Origin of the sequence: Actinomadura sp. 3N407, assembly GCF_052245875.1 — a bacterium.
Lineage (GTDB): Bacteria > Actinomycetota > Actinomycetes > Streptosporangiales > Streptosporangiaceae > Spirillospora.
Window position 1 is genome coordinate 80,436 of the sequence record NZ_JBQQBP010000020.1, and the last position, 21,491, is coordinate 101,926.

Here is a 21,491-nt window from a genome sequence, read left to right on the forward strand (position 1 = left end):
GTCGGCCGACGATGACGGCGACGGCGGCTAGCCTGCCTCCATGAGACTCCGGGACGAGTTCCCCGATGAGGCCATCGGCCTCCACCGGTTCAACACGCTGCCGGACGCGCGGGCACGGGAGTTGCTCCTGGCCTGCCTCGACGTACCCGCGTGGGCGGGCGCCCTGCTGTCCGCCCGTCCCTACGCCGATCTGGACGCGCTCCTCGAACGCGCCGGCGCGGCCGCCGGGAGGCTCGCGCCCGACGAGATCGACCGGGCTCTGTCCGCGCACCCGCGGATCGGGGAACGCCCCGCCGGAACCGGGACACAGGCCCGCTGGTCCAGGGGTGAGCAGTCCGGGGTCGGCGGAGACACCGGCGTCCAAGCCGCCCTCGCCGAGGCCAACCGCCGCTACGAGGAGCGCTTCGGCCGGGTGTTCCTCATCTGCGCGACCGGGCTGGACGCCGATCACGTCCTCGACGCCGCCCGCGCCCGTCTCGGCAACGACGACGAGACCGAGCGGCGGGTCATCGCCGGGGAACTGCGCGAGATCGCCCTGCTGCGCCTGCGAAAGGCCATCGGCTCGTGAGCCCCGCCGCCCACTCCACCGACCGAGGGAGCTGATCCATGGGCATCGTCCTGGGCCCCAACCAGTACGGGAAGGCGCAGAACAGGGTCTTCCGCGTCCACCGCGAGACCGCCCGGCACGAGATACGCGACCTCAACGTGTCGACCTCGCTGCGCGGCGACTTCACCGCGGCGCACGACCCCGGCGACCAGTCCGGCGTGCTGCCGACCGACACCCAGAAGAACACCGTGTTCGCCTTCGCCAAGCAGGGCATCGGCGCGATCGAGGAGTTCGGCCTGACCCTCGCCGACCACTTCGTCGCGCAGACCCCCGCCGCCGACGGCGCCCGCATCGAGATCGAGGAGTACGCCTGGGACCGCATCCGGTCCGGCGGCGCGGGCCATGACCACTCGTTCGTCCGGCGCGGCGGGGACACCCGCACCACGGTCGTCACGGTCGCGGGTCAGGGCGCCGCCCGGCGGGCCTGGGTCGTCTCCGGCCTCCGGGACCTCGTCATCGCCAAGACCACCGGATCCGAGTTCTCCGGGTTCCTCAGGGACGAGTACACCACGCTCGCCGAGACCGACGACCGCGTCCTCGCCACGTCGCTGGTGGCCCGGTGGCGCTACGGCGGCACGGACGTCGACTTCGACGGGTGCCACGCCTCGATCCGCTCGGTGCTGCTGGAGCGGTTCGCCGAGGTGCACAGCCTCGCCCTGCAGCAGTCGCTGTACGCCATGGGCGGCGCCGTGCTCGAACGGCACCCGGAGGTCGCCGAGATCCGCTTCTCCGCGCCGAACAAGCACCACTTCGAGGTCGACCTGTCGCCGTTCGGCCTGGAGAATCCGGGCGAGGTGTTCATCGCGGCCGACCGCCCGTACGGCCTCATCGAGGCCACCGTGACCCGCGACGACGCGCCGGACGCCGGGCAGGCCTGGCTCAGCGTCCCCGGATTCTGCTGAGGAGCGCAATGAGCCATGTCGTCGTCGCCCCGGACAAGTTCAAGGGGAGCCTGTCCGCCCGGCGGGTCGCCGGGCACCTCGCGGCGGGCCTGCGCGCGGCCGCCCCCGGCCTGGACGTCGTCGAGGTGCCGGTGGCCGACGGCGGCGACGGGACGGTCGAGGCCGCGCTGTCCGCGGGGTTCCGCAGCGTGCCGGTGATCGCCGAAGGCCCCACCGGGGAACCGGTCACCACCGCCTTCGCCCTCCGCGGCGGCGTCGCCGTCGTCGAGATGGCCGACGTCTCCGGCCTGTCCAGGCTGCCCGGCGGGCGGCTCGACCCCCTCGGCGCCGGCAGCCACGGCACCGGCCAGGTGGTGCGGGCGGCCCTGGACGCGGGAGCGGGCACCGTCGTGCTGGGACTGGGCGGCAGCGCGTCCACCGACGGAGGCGCCGGCCTCGCGCGGGCGCTCGGCGCCGAGATCCGGCGGGACGACGGCCGCGGCGTCGAACGCGGGGGAGCGGGCCTGCTCGACGTGGCCGACGTCGACCTGCGCGGCCTGCACCCGAGGATCGCCGACACGGAGTTCATCGTGGCCTGCGACGTCGACAATCCCCTGCTGGGCCCGCGGGGCGCGGCCGCGGTCTACGGCCCGCAGAAAGGCGCCGGCCCCGACGACGTGGCCGTCCTCGACCGTGCACTGGCCCGCTGGGCCGCGCGGGTGGCCCGCGCCACCGGCGCCGACCACTCGGTCACCCCGGGGGCGGGCGCAGCGGGAGGGGTGGGTTTCGCGGCGCTGGCCCTGCTGAACGCGAAAGCGCGTCCCGGCATCGACATCGTCCTCGAACTCGTCGGTTACGCCGAACGGCTCCGCGGAGCCAGGCTCGTGATCACCGGCGAGGGTTCGCTGGACGAGCAGACCCTCAGCGGCAAGGCCCCCGCCGGGGTCGCCGCGGCCGCCGCACGGGCCGGTGTCCCCGTGGCCGCCGTCGCGGGACGTGCGACCCTGGCCGCACCGGACCTCGCCACGGCGGGGATCTCGAACGTCTACACCCTCACCGACCTCGAACCCGACGAGCGGCGCTGCATGACCGAGGCCGGGCCGCTGCTGGAACGGCTCGCCGCGCGGCTGGCCGCGGACCTCGGCCTCGCCCGCCCCGGAGGCGACGCATGACCGATCTCGATCTCCTGGTCCGCGCCCGGCGGGTGATCACCGGCTCCGGCGAGGCGCCCCGCTGCGTCGGGGTCAGGGACGGAGCGATCGTCGCGATCGAGCCGCCGGACTCGGCGCTCCAGGCGTCCCGGGTCGTGGAACTCGGCGACGACGAGGTCCTGCTGCCGGGCCTGGTCGACACCCACGTCCACGTCAACGACCCCGGCCGCACCGAGTGGGAGGGGTTCGCCACCGCCACCCGCGCCGCGGCCGCCGGCGGCATCACCACGATCATCGACATGCCGCTGAACAGCATCCCCCCGACCGTGAACGTCGGCGCGTTCGACATCAAGCGCGAGACCGCCGCGGCCCAGGTCTGGGTTGACGTCGGCTTCTGGGGCGGCGCCGTCCCCGGCAACCTGCCGGACCTGCGGAAACTGCACGACGCCGGCGTGTTCGGCTTCAAAGCCTTCCTGCTGCACTCGGGCGTCGACGAGTTCCCGCCCCTCACCGCCGACGAGCTCCGCCGGGCCCTGCGGGCCCTGCGCGACTTCGACGCACTGATGATCGTCCACGCCGAGGACTCCCACGCCATCGACCGGGCTCCGGCCGCACACGGCGCCGACTACCGCGACTTCCTGGCGTCCCGTCCCCGCGGCGCCGAGAACCTCGCGATCGCCCAGGTCATCGGGCTGGCACGGTCGACCGGTGCGCGCGCGCACATCCTGCACCTGTCCAGTTCGGACGCCCTCCCGATGATCCGGTCGGCCAAGCGGGACGGCGTCCGCATCACCGCGGAGACCTGCCCCCACTACCTGACGTTCGCGGCGGAGGAGATCGCCGACGGCGCCACCCAGTTCAAGTGCTGCCCGCCCATCCGGGAGGCCCGCAACCGCGAACTGCTCTGGCACGGCCTCGCCGACGGGACGATCGACATGGTCGTCTCCGACCACTCACCGTGCACACCCGAGCTGAAGTGCCTCGACACCGGCGACTTCGGAGAAGCCTGGGGCGGCATCGCCTCCCTCCAGGTCGTCCTGCCCGCCGTGTGGACCGAGGCCCGCCGCCGCGGCCACTCGCTCACCGACGTCGTGCGCTGGATGGCCGAGCATCCCGCGCGGCAGGCCGGCCTCCTCCGCAAGGGACGGATCGCCCTGGGCCACCAGGCCGACTTCTGCGTCTTCGCCCCCGACGACGCCTTCACCGTGGACGTCCGGCGCCTGCACCACCGGAACCGGATCTCCCCGTACGACGGCCGCCCGCTGACCGGCACCGTGCGCGCCGCCTGGCTGCGCGGCGCACCTGCCGAGGAGCCGCGCGGCCGGCTCCTTACGAGAGGAGAAGCATGACGTCCGGTGGCACCGACTTCACCGCCCTGCCCGACTTCACCGCCCTGCCCGACCTCGCCTGCCGGGACCTCGCCGCCGGCGTCGTCTTCGCCAACGACGAGTTCTTCGCCGAACGCGAGAACCTCATCGAACCCGGGCCCGCCGTCTTCTCCGCCGAGGACTTCGGGCACAAGGGCAAGACCTACGACGGCTGGGAGACGCGCCGCCGCCGCGAGCCGGGCACCGACGGAGACCACGCGATCGTGCGCCTCGGCGTACCCGGCGTGGTCAAGGGCGTCGTCATCGACACCGCCTGGTTCAAGGGCAACTACCCGCCCCTGGCCTCGGTGGAGGCGACCAGCGTCGAGGGCTACCCCTCACCCGGGGAACTGCGGCGGGCGACCTGGGTGACACTCGTCGGCAAATCACCCATCAAGGGCGACACGCAGAACCCCTTCCCGGTCACCGACCCCCACCGCTTCACCCACGTCCGGCTCACCATCTACCCAGACGGCGGCGTGGCGCGATTCCGCGTCCACGGCGAGCCGGTCCCCGACCCGCGCCTCATGGACGGCACCGTCGACCTCGCGGCCCTGGAGTCCGGCGGCGACGTCGTGGCCTGCTCCAACATGTTCTACAGCTCACCGCGCAACATCCTCCTGCCCGGCCGGTCACGGGTCATGAGCGACGGCTGGGAGAACGCCCGCCGCCGCGACGACGGAAACGACCACGTCACCGTCGCGCTCGCCGGCCGCGCCCACGTCCACCGCGTCGAGATCGACACGTCCTACTACGTGGGCAACGCACCCGGCTGGGCCTCCCTCACGGGCATCGACGCGCAGAGCGACGCCCGTGTGGACCTGATCCCGAAGACCCGCCTGCAGCCGGACACCCGCCATCATCTCCGCTCGGCGGCCACGGCCCCCGTCACCCACGTCCGCTTGGACGTCTACCCTGACGGCGGCATCGCCCGCCTGCGCGTACACGGCGCCCTGACCCCCGAAAGCCGCGCCGCCGCGACCGCGCGTTTCCTGGACCTCCTGCCCGACGACCATGCCATCGAAGTCCTCACCACCGACGCGGGCCTCCCCGAAGCCGAGGCCAGAGCCCTCCTCGCCGCCCGTCCCGCCGCACTCCCCGTCCACCTCCTGGACCGCCTCCTCCAGAACCCCTGAAGCGGCCCACGAAGGCCCGATGGCCACGGCCTGCCGCCGGGGCACCCTTCCCGACGGGGGAGGCTCGGCTGGCGCGACGGGTCGTCCGGCTGGCCCAGCCCCTCGCCTCGCGGATTCCCCGAAGGCGTCCGCCGTGCCCGGGAGGCCCTCCCCGCCGCCGGCCATCCGGCCGCTTCCCATTGAGCGGCGGCTTCGAGATCGACTGTCCCGGCGTCACAGAGCTCGGCGGCAGGGACATCTACCTGGGCGGTCGGCGTACATCTGCGGCCATAGTGCCGTGCCGCGCAATACATCTGAAGGTCACGGCAGGTGACATCTCCAGCCCGATGTAGTGCACCACGTCCGGCGGCGAAAGTCGGTGCATGCAGGGCCGCCCCCGAACGGTCGTGTCTGGCCGTGTGGTCACTGCATCCATGAGAAGCGGCCACTGTCAACGGCGAGGATCGCCCCCCACTAATGCGTACTTCGTGTCTTAAATCGCCATAGTTGCGCTCCTGGTGTGGTGCTTGTCTCGTGAAGCGGCCGGGTGATCAACCGGCCGATCCCCCACGGGTCGTCCGCCCGCCTCCAGGAGGCAATGGTGCCCAGGACACGCTGGATCGCCGCGACCGCGCTCGCGGTCACCGGAACACTTCTCACATCGGGACTCACGGTCCCCGGACAAGCCGAGACACGAACTCCCCGCTCCCAGCCCCCGGGCGAACACACCGAACTGCCCGACAAGGACGCCCGCACCGGCCGCCTAGCGCCCACCACCCGGCAGCAGGGCGCCGCCCGCGGCGTGACCGTGCGCTGGAACAGGCTCGGCACCCCCGCCTCGGTGACCGGAAACGGTCCCCTGGCCGCCGGGCTCGCCGACGATCCCGAGAAGGCCGCGCGCGCGTACCTGGCCGGCCATCAGGACCTGTTCGGCCTTGACGCCGCCGCCGTGGCCGACCTTGAGAAGGTCGCTGTCAACCCCATCGGCGAGGGCGCCGCCGTGCTGCTGCGCCAGCGCTTCGGCGATCTGCCCGCCGGCCACGACGGGCTGGTGGCGGTCGGCGTGACCGGCGGCAAGGTCGTCTCGGTCACCTCAACGCTGTCCCGTGACGACGAGCCCCCGGCGCCCGCCACGCTCTCCGAGGACGACGCGGTGGCCGCCGCCGGCCGCGACGCGGGCATCGCCGTCTCCGCCGGCGACATCCGCAGGGTGCGGCTCGTCGCGGTCCCCACCGCCGAGGGCGTCCGCAGCGCCTACCAGGTCGTCCTCATGGACTCCTCCGGCGCGGAGCCCAAGGCGGTCACGTCCTACGTCGACGCCCGCTCCGGCACGGTGCTCGTGCGGGAGAACCTCGTCGACCACGACAGCGACAACCCGCGCTGGTCGGTCTTCCCGGCCACCCCGCCCGGCGACTACTCGTCCCGTGACACCCGGCAGACCTGGTGCTTCGTCCCCGCGGCGGGATGCCGCATGGTCGTGGGCGGCGACCCCTCCAGCGGGTTGCCGTGGGACGCCGACCCCGCGACCGGCGCGTCCACGACCACCAGCCTGGGCAACGCGGCCCGGACGTACGAGAACCGCGCGAGCGACGACCCCTTCAGCGTCGGCACCCGCACCAACGCGTCCAAGCCGGACCGCAACTACACCTACCCCTGGGCCAACCAGTGGTACAGGAGCAAGTGCGACCCGGCGACGCTGGACAGCCCGCAGGAGGCCGATGTCGAAGCGGCGATGTCCAACCTGTTCGTCCAGCACAACCGGATGCACGACTGGTCCTACCGGCTCGGCTTCACCGAGTCGGCCTGGAACATGCAGGTCGACAACGGCGACCGCGGCGGCCTGGGCGGCGACCCGGAGCAGGGCAACGCGCAGGCCGGCGCCAGGTTCCCCGCCATCCGCGACAACGCGAACCAGATCACACCGCCCGACGGCATCGCCGCCATCACCAACATGTACCTGTGGCAGCCGATCGCGGGCGCGTTCTACCCGCCGTGCGTGGACGGCGACTTCGACATGACCGTCATCGGGCACGAGTACGGCCACGCCATCTCCGGCCGCATGGTCGCCGGGCCGGACGCCGGATGGAACGGACCCCAGGCCGGGGCCATGAACGAGAGCACGTCGGACCTGCTCGCCATGGAGTACCTCAGCGAGTACGGGCTGCGCTCTCCCGGCCGGACGCCGTACGTCATCGGCGGGTACGTCACCGGCGAACCGCGCGCCGGAATCCGCAACTACGACATGAGCCGGAGCCCCCTCAACTACAGCGATCTCGGCTATGACCTGACCGGCACCCAGGTCCACGCCGACGGTGAGATCTGGACCGCCACCCAGTTCGACCTGCGTCAGGCTTTCATCCGGCGGTACGGCGACGGCAACGCGGCGCTGCAGCGCAAGTGCGCCGACGGGAAGGTGCCGGTGGCCAAGTGCCCGGGGAACAGGCGGTGGGCGCAGTTGTCGTTCGACGCGCTCCTGCTCATGGCCACCGGAGCGGTCAGCTACGTCGACCACCGCAACGCCCTGCTGGCCGCCGACATCATCCGCTTCGGCGGCAAGAACCAGGCGCTGATGTGGAAGGTCTTCGCCCAGCACGGCCTGGGCGCGACCGCCGCCAGCAACGGCCCCGCCGACGCCGATCCCACGCCGAGCTTCGCCTCTCCGCTCTCGCGCAACTCCAGGGTCACGCTCAAACCCCGCGGCGACGCCGAGGACGCGAAGGTCCGGCTGTACGTGGGGGACTACGAGGCCCGCGCCGTCCCGGTGGCCGACACCGACCCGGCGACCCCGCTCGGTGCCACCTTCACCATTGCACCCGGCCGCTACTCCTTCGTCGCGGTGGGCGAGGGCGTCGGCCACAAGAAGTTCACCGCCACGATCAGAGGGTCCCGGCGCACCTTGCCGGTCGCGATGCACCGCAACCAGGCCGCGAGCGCCAACGGCGCCACCGCCACCGGCGACGGCCTGTCGCACAAGGCGCTGCTCGACGAGACCGAGGCGACCAACTGGCAGTCGGTCGAGGCCCCGGTCGCCGACCGCCAGGTGACCGTCGACCTGGCCGGCGACCGCCCGGTCAGGATCGGCCGGGTTCAGGTCAGCGCGATGCTGCGGCCCACGGTGGCCGACGACCCGGAGGGCCCCGACACCTCGCAGAACCGGTTCACCGCACTGCGCGCCTTCCGGCTGCTGGCCTGTAACGCCACGGAGGCCGACTGCTCGCAGAACACCTCGTACCGCACCGTCTACACCAGCCCGGACGACGCCTTCCCCGCCGACCGGCCGCGACCCACGGCACCCGACATCGCCCTGCGCTCGTTCAACACACGGGACTTCACCGCGACCCACCTGCGGCTGCAGGTGGTCTCCAGCCAGTGCACCGGCGCCCCGGCCTACGCGGGCGAGCAGGACAACGACCCACGCTCCGACACCGACTGCACCACCGCCGCCCCACGGGCCGGCATAGTCCGAGCCGCCGAACTCCAGGCCTTCGCCCGGTAACCGAGGCCACGACGCGAAGACGCGGGGGCGAGTCTCCCCCCGCGTCTTCGTGGCCGCCTTTTGTACGTCCCACGTGGACCCGGCAAAGCCGGTGCCGCCCCGCCGCCATGTCGGCGGGGCGGCACCGGCCGGTCACCGCGGTGTCACCAGTTCTTGTACTCGACCTCGCCGAGGCCGCAGAAGGTGCAGCCGGAGCTCAGGAAGTCTTCCGTGCGGCGGAACTCCTCGTCGGCCAGATGCCACCGCAGCCAGGCGGTGATGATGTGCTGACCGTTGCGGGTGGCGTAGATGTGGTCGGTGTTGTCGAGGATGTTGAACCACACCGGCACCTCGGTGTTGGTGTAGTCGCGCTCCATGTTCGCGGTCGCGAAGTCCTCGTCACCGCCGATGTAGAGGGTCGGGTTCCGGAGACTGTCCGGGCCGTCCCCGTCGAAGGAGCCGCCGGCCACGTGGATGGTGGTCTCGAGCCGCGGCTCGTCGGCCACGTCGAACGTTCCGATCGACCCGCGGGAATGGCCGCCGAAGGCCACCTCGGAGGTGTCGAGGTCCTGGTACAGCGGGCTGCTCGGTGCGGCGTTCTGGTTCTCCAGCCAGTCGAGCGCGTCGACCATGTAGGCGCCGCTGCTGGAGGAGACCTCGCTGTAGACGACGAACCCGTGCGAGGCCCACTGGCGCAGCATGTCCTCGTAGTCGGCGGGGTCGGACCCCGCGCCCGGGCCCCAGACGAAGAGCGGGTGGTCCACACCGTTCTGGCCGGCGTTGGCCGGGTACACCAGCCACCCGTCGTTGCCTGGACCGGCGGACCTGTCGATGGTCACCGCGTACGGCCCGGGCGCGGTGACGTCGTCCACCGGGGGCAGCGACCCGGGCGGCGGCTCCTGACCGTCGCCGGCCTCGACGCGCACGTCGTCGACGGTCAGCGTCTCCAGGAAGCTGCTGGCGTCCAGGGAGAACCGCAGCCGCAGGTCGCGGCCCTCGACCGATGCCGGCAGGCGGAACGAGGCCGCACCCGTGGCGGTGCGCGCCGACTCCAGCGGCGTGAACGCACCGCCGACCGAGTAGGCCACGGTGAACGCCTCGCCGACGTCCAGCCCGGACGCCGCCCGGGTGTAGGACACCGTCACGTCGCTGTGCCCGGTCAGGTCGATGGGCGCGGACGTCATGGACGGGTCGGACCACAGGGACCCGCTCATCCGGGCGCCGTATGTGCCGGTCGTGACGGAACCGGAGGCGGTGAAGGTGCCGAGCCCTCCGGAGAAGTCCTCGCTGTAGATCGTGGTGGCGGCGGAGGCGGGCGTGATGGCACCGGCGGCGCCCATGGCCATGATGCCGAGGGCCACTGCGCCGACTATTCGCAGGCGCCCGCTAATACGAGACATGTCTGAGATCCTTTCTAGCCGCACTGATGACCGCGACCGCGCCGTTGTGGCGGTCGCGTGAGTCGTGCCCTGCTCTCGATCACCGAAGTCCGTTCCGGAATCGGCCTATGCCGATTCAAGCTGGGATCCCGGAAATGGAAATCAGTGAAATCGCCGGTGCGGGCACCGGCCGGGGACCGTGTGCGGTCGTCCATGGCACATGGGTGCGCCGGCGGTCAGTGCCCGGCGGCGGGAGGCCGCGTCGCCGTGTCAGGGGCGGCCTCGCCGAGCCGGTCGGCTCCGGCCACCGACTCACGACTCCTACGGCCTCGCCCTCACCACCAGCTGAGCCCGCCTCAGTTGCCGGGCTCGGCCTGTCCCGGCGCAGTCGGGGCCTGCTACGTGGGGTAGCGGAAGGGGAAGGTTTTATCTGCCATGTGCCACTCCAGGAGCCAGACGATCTGGTCCAGGCGGCCCGTCGTGCCGGGGGAGTAGGGGAACTGGTCGGCGTCGACGGTCTCGATACCGGGGTGGACAGAGGTCGGCTCGAAAAAGATCTCCGGGATGAATTGTCTGGGGGCGTACGGGACGCCGTTGGGGGTGGTCTTTCGAAGCTGGTTGGGGTCACCGTAGAACGGGTCGGGAACCGTCGTCTGCGCCGCGTTGGCTATGACGTGGGTCCAGAACCGCTGGAGCCAGCCGTAGTCGAAATCCAGCCAGGGACGCCCGGTGAGCATGTGCGCAAGGTTCGCCAAGTGGTGGGAGACGTCCGGCTTGTGAAGGACTGCGCAGTCCAGCTCCATGTCAAGGGTGAAAGAGCGGCGGTTCATGTTGGCTGAACCGCAGACGAGCAGACAGTCGTCATAGGTCTGCACCTTGGCGTGCACGTAGACGCCGACCTGGTACAGGTGCGACCAGGCGTTGAACACGACCACCCGGGCCTGGTCGGCAGGCGCGACCTCCTTCTGGAGGGCCTGCAGTGCCCGCTTGCGGTACCACAGCTCCTCTTTCGGAGAGTTGGAGCCGTAAGGCGGCAGGACGATCAGCACCTTGAGGTCGGGGGCCTTCTTCAGCCGCTCGGCCAGCAACCGGCTGAGCGGCACGCTCCAGAAGTACTGGTCCCAGATGGTGATGAGTTGGGTGGCCTTCTGGACCGCTTTGCAGATCCCGGCCATCACGGTGAACTCACCGCGGCCGAACGGGCTCCGGTTCCTGCGGCGATCGTCCACCGGTATGGTCCGCCAGAGCTGGACCACTGCGCTCCCGACCGGCTCACACGGGTTGACCGGCAGCGGATGGACGGTTTGGCCCTGGAACGCCTCGGCGCTGGTGAACTGGACCTGGTCGTCGTTGCCGTAGGCGGTGCGGGGGTCGAAGTGGAAGGGCCGGCCGGGCAACCGCCATCGCTCGTCGAACTGCTCCTCCAGCGAGGCGACGATCGGGCCTTCGAGCTTGAGGTGCTGGTCGTGCCAGTGCCGGAGCGTGCCGTACACGTCGCTGCCCAGCTCGTCGGCGATGACGTCGTCGGAGTGCGCGGGCGGGATCGTCGGGTAGCCGCACAGCGGCGCCGGGTGCTGCTTCGGCCAGTCATCGTTGATCACGGGCATCCCGTCGCCGGACTGCCAGTCGCCGGCGCCGGCGAGGCCGTCGGCCGGGCGGCGGAAGTCTCGCCGGGTGTACGCCAGGTCGACGCCGCCGCAGAAGCCGACATTGACGTCGCCGACCCGGACCACGCACATCTTCTGGTGCAGGGAAACCGCGGTGAAGGGCGCGGTGCGCAGGTCGAGCGCAACCACGCCCAGGTCGTCGGCCTGCGCCCACACGCCGCCCTGGGCCTTCAGGTTGTCGTTGAGCTCCTGGACCATGCGCGCCAGATGCCAGTGCTGCCGGGCGTGCCCGCCCGTGACGAACCAGGCCTGCGTCGTGGTCGGCATCCAGACGAGCACCCGTACCTTGATACCGGCCGACATCATCCGCGCGATCAGCCCGATCGCGGTCTGGTCGCGGGTGGCCTGGTGCCGGGTGGTCCAGCTTCCGCCGCCCCAGGGGTTGTCCTCCGAGAGGTCGCGCAGCGGGGTGAACAGCCAGTCCGCGAGGTACACGTACCCGCGCCGGCCCGGCGGGTCGGGCGACGCGTTCGCTTCGATGATCGCGGCCTCGAACGCGTCGCGCATCGCGCTGAGCGCGGCGAATCCGCCGATCAGCGGGGTCACCCGGCTTCCGGCGTCCCAGGGGTTGCGGCGGAGCTTCGCGCGCCGGGCCATCTGGGTTCCGTCGCCCCACGGGCGGCCGTCGCCGTGGTCGCCCTCCGGGTCATCGAGGGTGTACTCCAGCAGCCAGTTCCTGGTCCGCACCTGGGTGTCGGCCGGGTCGGTCGCCAGCTCGACGACCTGGACGCACGGCCCGGCCCAGCCGCACGGGACCCGGTCGGCCTGCAGGCTCGGCCTCCGGTGAAGGGCGCTGCCCGTGACCTCCAGGACGGAGCCATCCTTGATCATGACGACGCAATCGGTCGCGTCGTCGGTGCCGGCCAGCGTCCAGGGGGCGGTCCGGTCGAAGGTGGAGGTCGGGTCCGGCCAGCAGATGTGACGATCGGCATTGTTCCGGTCAACGCCGTACATCGTGACGCCGTCCTCGAGGAAGGTGACCGAGCGCAACCGCGTCGGCCCGGTGTCCAAGCGGGACCAACCAGCCCGCCCGGGCGCGGTCTCCCAGGTGTAGAGCCGGTGGTCGTCGCCCACCACGACGATCTTGCCGCCGGGGTTGGCGGTCATGCTGATCGGCGGTACCGGGGGTTGAGTCCGGATGAGAGGCGCGAAGGCTCCGATCGCGGGAGGGGCGGCCACGGAGGAGGTGAACGTTGCCTGGTAGATCAGCCCGTCGTTGCCGAGCGCGGCGACGTGCCCGGTGCGCAGGTGGGCCAGCGCGAGCACCGGGACGCCGGCCGGGCCGGGCACCTGCACCCAGTTCTCCGGGAGCGCATCGGCGGTCATGAAGCGGTTGTCCGCGGGGTCGATGGCGAGCAGCGTGTGGCCGCCGAGCGGGGTCACCGAGAGAATCGGCCCGACGTGCGGCAGCGCCTGCCACGCGCCGTGCGCGTTGATCTGGTTCGCGGGCAGAAGGTGCGGTGCGTTCGCGTTGTCGACGGCGAGCAGTGACCCGTCGTGCAGGTACTCGATCCGCTCGACGTTGGCCGGCGGCGGTGCGGCCATGGCCGCCCAGGCCGTGGCCCGCCTGGGCACGCCCGGGTCGGCGGCCTGGTGGATCGCCCCGGCGGCGGTGAGGCACAGGAGGTGGCCGTCCGGGGTGACGGCGATGTCGGTCGGCACCACTCCGGGCGGCAGCGGGACCGGCGTCCACGGCCCCCGGGCGAACCCGGCCCAGTGGAGCGTGCCCGCGGCGGTGAGCACCAGGACCGTCCCGTCGAGCAGCGTGGCGACGGCGTGCGGCCGGCTCGCCAGGGCGTGGTTCATGATCTCGGCCGGCCCGCTGGGAGTGGCCAGCAGATGCAGCTGCCCCGCGACGTTGATCGCGAGGATGCTGCCGTCGTAGATCATCGTGGCGTCGAGGTAGACCGAGGCCGCGTGATGCGAGGTGGGAACCTTGAACCAGCCCGAGATCTCTTTCCGCCGAAAAATGTTCCCGTTCGGGTCGACCATGAGATACATGGACCGGTTCTAGCACCGCGCCGTCGAATGAACTCGACAAGCTTTCTGGCCCGAGAAAACATATCTGTTACTTGCTTTTCCCGTCGCCCGCCGGGTTCCCTGGCGGAACGCCCGTCGCGCCGTCCCATCGCACCCGTGAACCTGCACATGCACCCGCATCCACACCTTCGCCTCCGGTGAGCGCTGGCCGTCAGCGTGGCCATGTCCACGACATGCGTTTATCAATCACGAGCCTTCCCCCGCATGGGCGAGGTGACGGGTACCTACGGGTGAGGCACGAGATCAGGACGCGAGGGACGCTGACGGGACGAGGACGTTCTTCGACCTGGAGGTCAAGCGTGAACACCGCACCTGCGGTCGGCACCGTGGTGCCTTCACCTCGTTGGTGGCAGCGGTGGCCGTCATGGGCCGGCTATGCCGCGGCCGGATGGGCCTTGGTGTATGGAGGTGTCCTGCTCGCGATCACCTTGGATGGCGGGACGCTGTATGACGTCCCGTATCTGGGCTGGGCGGCCGCGACCGCGCTGTTCATGGGATCGGCCCTGGCCATGGCGACGGTACGCGAGTGGGGTCGATCGCTGTCGCCATTGGTGGTTTCGGCGGGGTTGTGGACTGTGGCCGCGCTTGCGCTGGCGGGCAGCGTGTTCGTGCTGCTCAACTTGATCCAGCTGGTCGTGGACGGCACTGTGAGCGGCCGGGATGGTCGCCCGGACTGGGAGGCCTTCGCCGAACGGCTCGGTTTCGCCGCCGTGGCGGTCTTGTTCCTCGCGGCCGCTGCGTCGTGGCGACACCGCACCCGGAATACGTGTCCCCGGTGCGGGCGTCCGGCTCACCCGACGGGTTCGGTATCGGCCGTCGAGCATCCGGCACCGCCGGCACCGGATCGCATCCGCCGTATCGCCTACCTCGGCGGCCTGGCGCTCGTTCCCTACTACGGCTGCCACCTGCTGCGCTTCGCCGACGCACCACCATTTCGCGGCGGGGACCTGGCCGCCCCCGGCGACCCGTCCATCCCGGCTTTCATCCTCGGCACCGTTCTTCCCGCCGAGTTCCTGATCCATGGACTGGTGCACAAATGGGGGATGACATTCCCGCGGTGGACGCTGTGGCTGTCGGGCAGGCGTGTGCCGCGCTTTCTGCCCGTGGCCCCGGTCTGGCTGATCGCCCCCACCCTCGCGGCCTACGGCACAGGGATGTGGGTCTATATCCTCCTCCACTTCACCGGCGTCGTCACCATGAACGGCTCGGCCGCCGATTACCTACTCGGCTGCGCCGCCGCGACCGGGTTCGCTGGGTACGGATGGGCCTTGGCCATCGCCGGCGTGTCGTACCAGCGACGTACCCGCCCCCGTTGCGTGCTGAGCCCGTCGTCTCAATCGGAGTCTGCCTCCGCGACGCCCGTCACATGATCCGCAGGACAGACCGTGACGCCGATCTGCAGAAAGCAGATCACTCGACGCTGCATTGGCTGGACACTGCTATGGCGGGTGAGGAGAAGGCGTCCGTCGAGACGTCAGATGGACACCCGTAAGCCGATCACTCGTTGGAGTGTCGTAATTGCTGCGCTTTGGAAGGGGTGGCATGGAAGAGTCAGGAGCCGAGGCGCCCGTTGCGGTGTGCCGGGTAGGGGTCAAGCCTCGGCATTGTGATGCGCAGGGGATGGTGCACGCGATCCGGTACTACGAGTTCTTCGAGGACGGCTTTCTCGAGTGGCTGGACCGGTTCGTCGGCGGGTATGCGATGCTGCGTTCGGCCGGGGCGGACCTGGTCATCCGGCTGAACGGCTGCGACTACAAGGGCAGCGCGCGCCTGGACGATGTCCTGGCGGTGGAAATCGCCCCCACGGGGATGGGGCGTACCTCCCTTTCGATGTCCTTCAGGGTGCGGCGGGACGGCGATGACAGGGCCATCGTGATCGGCCACGCGACATACGTGGCGGTCGCAGACGGGAGTGCCGTCGAGCTTCCCGGGCCATTGCGCCAGGCGATCACCGGCATACGTTAGGAGAGGCTGGGACGGCCTCCTGCTGGCGGGCCCGTTCGAAGGGTCCTGGTGGGAGGCATACAGGTATCCGGCAAGGTTCAGGGCTGACGCGGTGGCACCGGTGCGCTCGTCGGGTCGGCCACCTGGGCGGCGTCGGGTGCGGCGATACGCACCGCCACCAACCGGCACAGGCGGGTATCAGACCGGTCCGAATGCCCGCGCCGGTCAGGCCTTCCGCTGTTCTTGTGACGGGAGGTAGGGGCGGAAGTGTTCGGCAACGATGTCGGCGACGGCGTTGGCGTCGCGGGCTCCGTCGATCTCGATCACGCGGATGTCGAGGCGTTGGGCGGTGCGGACGGCGTCGTCGGCCACGAGGCGGTCGCGTTCGAGCCGGTTGTGTTGGGCCCGATTGGGATCGCTGACGTCATGTCCGAGGGCGGCGGCTCGGGTGAGTTCGCGGAGTTGCCGGGCGCGGAATTCCTGGGTGGGCACCATGACGACCATCTGCCGGGGCGAGTCGATGATCGGTGCTACCAACTCGGGGCGGAGCCCCCAGCCTTCGGCGATGACGGGGTGTCCGGAGGAGAGCGCGCACAGGTCGTCCAGGGCCCATTCGAAACGGATCGGGAAGCCCGCCAGCGTCTCGGTGGCCATGTCCTGTGGGGTGGTGTTCACCCAGGTGGCGTCGGGGTCCGGGTCGCGGGGAGGCCGGCCGAGCTTGACCCGGCGGGCGATCCGGCGGTCATTGTGGCCGCGGGCGTCCTGGTAGTCGTAGTGGTAGGCGGTCACGCCGTAGCGGACGGCGAGCAGCCGGGCCACGGTGGACTTGCCGGCCCATTGCCCCCCGCCGATCCACAGAGCCCGGCGGAGCGTGCCGAACGGATCCCGGATCTTGGTGCTCGTGTCGTGCCTGGTCACAGGTCTCCTTCTCGGCTGCGGCGGCTGATGTCGTCGGCGTGGGAGGCCCAGTCGCCGGCGGAGAGTTCTGCCAGCGGACCGCGCCCTTCATGTTGATGCCGGGTGTTCGGCCAGGATGGCGGATGGGGTGCCGGCAGCCAACGAGGAGAGGTCGGTGTTCCGGCTCAGCCGTGGATCCGGTCCCAAGGCATGGAGGCGGCGAGCGGGTCTGGTCACCCGGGTCCGTGGGACCTGCGACTCGTGCCTGTGGGGCTCAGGCGCGAAGCGCGCGTCGCAGTCGGCGTCCGAGTATCTCGACGGCGACGCTGACCAGTAGCGATGCCAGCAGGACGCTGGTGACCACGGGGAAGTCGAAGGCCGAGAGACGCTCGCTGAGCAGGCGGCCCAGTCCCGCGGCGCCGACGACGCCGACGATGGCGGTGTCGCGCACGCAGATCTCGAACCGGTAGAGCGTGTAGGTGATCAGGTGGTTCGCGGACGGCGGTCCCATGGACACGACGGCCGAGACCCCGCGTGGCACGCCGGCGTTGCGCAGGGACTCCCGGGGCTTGAGGTCCATGGTCTCCCATGCCTCGGCGACCAGCCGGCCGAGGATGCCACCGGTGTAGAGCCCCAGCGCCAGGGCTCCGGGCAGGACGCCTGGGAAGAGCCCCAGGAGCGCGACGACGGCCCACACCGTCGGGGGGATCGACCGCAGAACCAGGAGCAGCAGCCTGGCCGTCCACCAGACGGTCCGCCGGCCCCAGGCCGCCGGTCCGCGGCGGTCGGCGCGCGGTCGGCTGGCCCAGGAGCCCACGACGAGGGTGATCACGACCGCCACCACCATGGCGAGGACGGCCATGGCCACGGTGTCGAGGGCGGCGCCGGTCAGCACCCGCAGACCGCCTTCGGGGAGGGCGGGAGGCCACAGGTCGAGGAGCAGCCGGCCGGCGAGGTCCCGGGTGCGGGCCGAGGTGAGCCCGGCCGGTGAGAGGCCCGCCCACCACCAGGCGACCGCGATCGCCGGCACCACCAGGGCCAGCGACCAGCGGGTCGAGCGGGACAGGCCACGCGGTGACCGGCCCTCGTCGCGGGAGCGTTCATGTCCGACCGACCAGTCGGCGCAGGTCACGACGGCGAGGTCGGAGCGGACGCGGTTGCTCCACAGCTCGACCGCTCCCGCGAGTGCGAGCAGGGCCGCGACGAGCGTCCAGACCTCGCCCCAGTTGCGCGACTGGAGGCTCACGGTGAGTTCGAAACCCAGCCCGCCAACGCCGGCGACCCCGAGCACGACCGCGGACCGCAGGGTGCACTCGAACCGGTAGAAGGAGTAGGACAGCAGCAGCGGTGCCGTGCCGGGAAGGAGGGCGTAGGCCAGAGCGGAGCAGCGCCTGGCGCCGGCGGTGCGGAGTGACCGCAGCGGTGCGTCGGGCACGGTGTCGAAGGTCTCGCCGAAGACCTGAGCGCTCTGCGCGCCGAAGGGCAGGGCGAGCGCCAGGACGGCGACGAGCGGGTCGAGGCCGAGCACGCTGACGAAGAACAGCGCCCACACCAGTTCGTGGACGGAGCGGACGGCCACCAGTGCGCCGCGCAGGAGAAGCCGCCCCGCGCGTACCGGCCAGGGCAGCGAGGCGCCCCACGCGACGTCGCTGAGGACCAGGCCGCCGATCAGGCCCAGCACCAGCGCCCCGGCCGTACCGAGCAGGGCCAGGGCCAGCGTCGTCGCCATCGCCTCGAGCACCACCCCGAGGAAGTCGGCTTCGAGGGATGGGTGAAGCGCGGTCGCGGCGAGGTCGTCGAGCAGGGCCAACCCACCTTGGTTGATCAGCTCGTCGTCTGATGGGACGGCGTGGTGAACCGCCCAGGCCAGTAGTCCGGCCGCCGCCGCCAGCGCCCCGAGTTTGCGGAGCAGTGTCGTCCGCCCGCTCACGGGCCTTCGCCCCGGCACGGACCGTGTCGGTGACGGCGGGGCGTCGAGGCGGACCGTCATGCGAGCGCGTAGAGGGCGTCCAGGGCCGCATCGTCGACGTCGGCGGCCGCGTGATCGAGGACGATCCGGCCCTGGCGCAGGCCCACCACGCGGGTGCAGTGCTCACGGGCGAGCGCCGGCTGGTGCAGGCTGACCACGAGCGTTCTCACGGTCGGCGAGGCGGCGAGCAGGCCGAGAATCCCCGCGGCGCGCACCGGGTCGAGATTGGCGACGGGTTCGTCGGCCACCACCAGGTCCGGCGCCTGCACCAGGAGCCGGGCGATCGCCACCCGCTGCCGCTCGCCGCCGGACAGGCGTTCGGTGCGTTCGTGGAGCGCCCAGCCCAGGTCGACACTGTCGAGCGCGTCCCGGACCACGCCGAGCGAGTGGGGCCAGATCAGCGAGGCCAGTGCGCGGGTGGTGCTCCACCGGCCGAGCCTGCCCGCGTTGACGTTGTGCAGGACCCGGACCTGCTCGATCAGGGCGAGGTCCTGGCTCACCGAGCCGATGCGCCGCTGAAGCGGCCGCCGCCGTGAGGAGGTGAGGCGTGCGAGGTTCTCGCCGAAGACCTCCACGATGCCCGTGGTCGGCTCCAGCGACCCGTTGAGCAGAGCCAGGAGTGTGCTCTTGCCGGCGCCGCTGGTGCCGAGAACCGCTACCCGTTCCCCGGGCCGGACGGTGAGATCCAGGTCGCGGAGCGCCTCGTGCGAGCCGAACCGGCGCCCCGCCCCGCGAAGCCGGATCACCGGCGGAGAGCCGCTCACCGCAGCAGCCCCAGGTCGCGGGCCACGTCCTCGATCCGGTCGTAGTTGGAATTCTTGGTCCGCACGAACGACTTGGCTCCGAAGAGCTTGAGCAGCCCGGCGTCCTCGGCGACGCGATGGTCGAGACCCAGGAGAAGGTCCAGCACCTTTTCTCCGGTGCCGGCGCCGAAGGTCTTGTCGAGATCCGGGCGTGCCAGCCAGTGGTAGTCGGCGTAGCCGGGGGTCTGCCACAACACGGTCACCTTCCCCAGGTCGACGTCGCCTGCCGCGGCGGTGGCGTCCCAGACCTGCTTGTTGACGGCTCCGGTCTCGAAGCTGCCGTTGGCGACGAGTTCGATGGTGGCGTCGTGGGAGCCGGAGAAGCCCGTTCTGCCCCGCAGGTCGCTCTCCTTGAGTCCGGCCTGCCGCATGAAGTGCTGGGGCATGAGCCGACCGGAGGTGGATGTCTCGCTGCCGAAGGTGAAAGTGTGTCCCGCGAGGCTGCGCAGTCCCTCCACCTTGTCGAACGGCCGTAGACCGGAGCCGGTGTTGGCGATGAAGAGACTGCGGAAGTCGGCGTCGATGTCACGTTGCGCGATGGCGGTGGCACCCGCTACGCGCTGGCGTGCCTGGACGCCGGTCAGCCCGCCCATCCAGGCCAGGTGCACGTCGCCGATCTCGAAGGCCCGTACCACGGCGGTGTAGTCGGTGACGGGGCGGTAGGAGACCTCGAGGCCGGTCGCGTCGGCGAGCCTTTCGGACATGGCGGGGTAGAGCCGGTTGAGCAGCTCGGGGTCCTGATCGGGAATGGCGGAGATCCCGAGCCGCCGCCGCGCGTCCGACCCGGCTCCCCGGCCGCAGGCGCTCAGCATGAGCGTCGCACCGGTGCCGAGGAGCAGCGTGCGGCGGGTCATCGATCTCACAGGCATGGGCACGTCCTTGTTCCGGTCCGGGTGTGGTCGGGAGTCTCAGCCGCTGCGGGACCCGTCGAGGCGGGGGTACTCGGCGACGATGGTCCGGAATGCCGAGTCCGTCCGTTCTTCGTCAGGCACAGCGGAACACCTCGCGTCCCGACTGCGCGGCGGCGTCCTGGACGGCGAGGGTGTCTCGCACGACGCCGAAGACCTCGGCCAGCGGCAGCGGGGCATCGGCGATCCGCAGATGCGGGTCGGTGACCGCCACCGGGTGCCACCAGGCGCCGTCCGCGGTGAGGGTCGGCTCCGGCTCCAGAGTGTCGAGAGAGACGTGCACTCCCTGGGAGGCGAAACCTTCCTGGGCCACCGGCCGGACGACGCGGTCCGGCAGGGCGATCCCGGCATCGTCCAGGCGCCGGTGCAGCGCCTCGACACCTTTCGGGTCCTCGTCGTACAGCGTGGCGGCCACCCGCACCCGGAACCCGAGCGAACGGGCCAGCGTGATGCCGTCGAAAGCCCGCGACCACGATCCCGCGCCCCGCTGCCGGTCGTGCAGATCGGGCGTGGCCGAGTCGAGGCTGATCTGGAGCACCACGTCGCGGTCCAGGTTCTCGAGGATCTCCCGGCGGGTGCCCCGTGTGAAGACCATTCCGTTGGTCAACACGGTGCGGTCCAGACCGGCCGCCGCCGCGACCAGGGCACCGAGCTCAGGGTTCATGAAGGGCTCGCCGCCGGTGAAGAACACCTCGCGACCGCCCTCGGCCACGAACTCGCCGAACACCGCGGTGGCAAGGGCCGGGTCGAAGCGCCGGGCCGCGGCCTTCGGGGAGGATTCGGCGCAGCAGTAGCCGCAGGCGAGGTTGCAGTCGAAGTTGGTGTAGATCCACAGCCGGTGGCCCACCGGCGTCCGCTCGCCCTGGGTGAAGACCGTGGCAGCCTGGGCGGCCACGCCCGCCTTGCGCACGGCGAACCACCAGGGTCCGTCGGATGACTCGGCGATCTCGGCGATGAGCTCATGCCCGACCAGGTCGGCCCAGGCGGGCAGATCGGTGACGACACTGATCTCCGCGCTGCGGACGCCGAGCAGCTGCCCGGGCCCGAGCCGCCTCATCGCGCGCGTGATCAGAAGCAGCAGACCGCTGCCGCAGTCCATGTCGCCGCCGTCGACCAGGGCCTCGACCTCGCCGAGCGGGTTCGGCGCTCGTTCAGGATCTGTCAGTTCGACCATGGCGTCACCGTAACGGCGGCCGGGTACGGCCTGGAGTGGATCGGTCCTTACGGAATGCTGACGGAGTCTCCTCGCGCCACCGCGCCCCGGCCCACCGGGTCTACCGTCACACCT

The 21,491-nt window shown here is 71.2% G+C and carries 15 protein-coding genes; 8 read left to right on the forward strand and 7 right to left on the reverse strand.

What is annotated here, in order from left to right; translation table 11 throughout:
- Positions 1-40 precede the first annotated feature (40 nt).
- The 6 genes from uraD (at position 41) to ACTWPP_RS36990 (ending at position 8,617) form a co-directional block, all read left to right on the forward strand.
- Positions 41-568: a 2-oxo-4-hydroxy-4-carboxy-5-ureidoimidazoline decarboxylase gene (gene uraD, locus ACTWPP_RS36965; protein ID WP_443109076.1), complete on the forward strand. Its 528-nt coding sequence runs from the start codon at positions 41-43 to the stop codon at positions 566-568.
- Between the two features lie 38 nt (positions 569-606).
- The gene (pucL, locus tag ACTWPP_RS36970; protein ID WP_443109077.1) at positions 607-1,509 is read left to right on the forward strand and encodes a factor-independent urate hydroxylase; all 903 of its coding nucleotides are present in this window, start codon (positions 607-609) and stop codon (positions 1,507-1,509) included.
- A gap of 8 nt (positions 1,510-1,517) precedes the next feature.
- Positions 1,518-2,660, forward strand: coding sequence for a glycerate kinase (locus ACTWPP_RS36975; protein ID WP_443109078.1), 1,143 nt, complete (start codon positions 1,518-1,520; stop codon positions 2,658-2,660).
- Positions 2,657-3,988 (forward strand): allantoinase AllB, encoded by a 1,332-nt coding sequence (allB, locus tag ACTWPP_RS36980; RefSeq protein WP_443109079.1) that lies wholly within the window; start codon positions 2,657-2,659, stop codon positions 3,986-3,988. Before ACTWPP_RS36975 ends, allB begins: the two co-directional genes overlap by 4 nt.
- Positions 3,985-5,142: an allantoicase gene (alc, locus tag ACTWPP_RS36985; RefSeq protein WP_443109080.1), complete on the forward strand. Its 1,158-nt coding sequence runs from the start codon at positions 3,985-3,987 to the stop codon at positions 5,140-5,142. The genes allB and alc overlap by 4 nt, the downstream gene beginning before the upstream one ends.
- Before the next feature lie 577 nt (positions 5,143-5,719).
- On the forward strand, positions 5,720-8,617 hold the full coding sequence (locus ACTWPP_RS36990) for a M36 family metallopeptidase (protein ID WP_443109081.1): 2,898 nt from the start codon (positions 5,720-5,722) through the stop codon (positions 8,615-8,617).
- Positions 8,618-8,760: 143 nt separating this feature from the next.
- Here the strand turns inward: ACTWPP_RS36990 and ACTWPP_RS36995 are convergent, their stop codons facing one another.
- Both ACTWPP_RS36995 and ACTWPP_RS37000 read right to left on the reverse strand, forming a co-directional pair.
- A complete protein-coding gene (locus tag ACTWPP_RS36995) occupies positions 8,761-9,996 on the reverse strand; it encodes a poly(ethylene terephthalate) hydrolase family protein (protein ID WP_443109082.1) in 1,236 nt (411 codons plus the stop codon).
- 377 nt (positions 9,997-10,373) lie between these two features.
- Positions 10,374-13,643: a phospholipase D-like domain-containing protein gene (locus tag ACTWPP_RS37000; RefSeq protein WP_443109083.1), complete on the reverse strand. Its 3,270-nt coding sequence runs from the start codon at positions 13,641-13,643 to the stop codon at positions 10,374-10,376.
- A gap of 338 nt (positions 13,644-13,981) precedes the next feature.
- Here ACTWPP_RS37000 and ACTWPP_RS37005 point away from each other — a divergent pair, with 338 nt between their 5' ends.
- The gene (locus tag ACTWPP_RS37005; RefSeq protein ID WP_443109084.1) at positions 13,982-15,052 is read left to right on the forward strand and encodes a hypothetical protein; all 1,071 of its coding nucleotides are present in this window, start codon (positions 13,982-13,984) and stop codon (positions 15,050-15,052) included.
- 172 nt (positions 15,053-15,224) lie between these two features.
- Positions 15,225-15,647 (forward strand): acyl-CoA thioesterase, encoded by a 423-nt coding sequence (locus ACTWPP_RS37010; RefSeq protein WP_443109085.1) that lies wholly within the window; start codon positions 15,225-15,227, stop codon positions 15,645-15,647.
- A gap of 204 nt (positions 15,648-15,851) precedes the next feature.
- Here the strand turns inward: ACTWPP_RS37010 and ACTWPP_RS37015 are convergent, their stop codons facing one another.
- From ACTWPP_RS37015 to ACTWPP_RS37035, 5 genes are all read right to left on the reverse strand, one after another.
- Positions 15,852-16,544, reverse strand: a complete 693-nt coding sequence (locus ACTWPP_RS37015; RefSeq protein WP_443109086.1) for a hypothetical protein — start codon at positions 16,542-16,544, stop codon at positions 15,852-15,854.
- Positions 16,545-16,797: 253 nt separating this feature from the next.
- The gene (locus ACTWPP_RS37020; RefSeq protein WP_443109087.1) at positions 16,798-18,453 is read right to left on the reverse strand and encodes a PhnE/PtxC family ABC transporter permease; all 1,656 of its coding nucleotides are present in this window, start codon (positions 18,451-18,453) and stop codon (positions 16,798-16,800) included.
- Positions 18,454-18,509: 56 nt separating this feature from the next.
- On the reverse strand, positions 18,510-19,256 hold the full coding sequence (locus tag ACTWPP_RS37025) for a phosphonate ABC transporter ATP-binding protein (RefSeq protein WP_443109088.1): 747 nt from the start codon (positions 19,254-19,256) through the stop codon (positions 18,510-18,512).
- A complete protein-coding gene (locus tag ACTWPP_RS37030) occupies positions 19,253-20,164 on the reverse strand; it encodes a putative selenate ABC transporter substrate-binding protein (RefSeq protein ID WP_443109089.1) in 912 nt (303 codons plus the stop codon). Before ACTWPP_RS37030 ends, ACTWPP_RS37025 begins: the two co-directional genes overlap by 4 nt.
- A gap of 115 nt (positions 20,165-20,279) precedes the next feature.
- Positions 20,280-21,377 carry a radical SAM protein gene (locus ACTWPP_RS37035; RefSeq protein WP_443109090.1) on the reverse strand — a complete coding sequence of 366 codons (1,098 nt, stop codon included), beginning with the start codon at positions 21,375-21,377 and terminating at the stop codon, positions 20,280-20,282.
- Positions 21,378-21,491 lie beyond the last annotated feature (114 nt).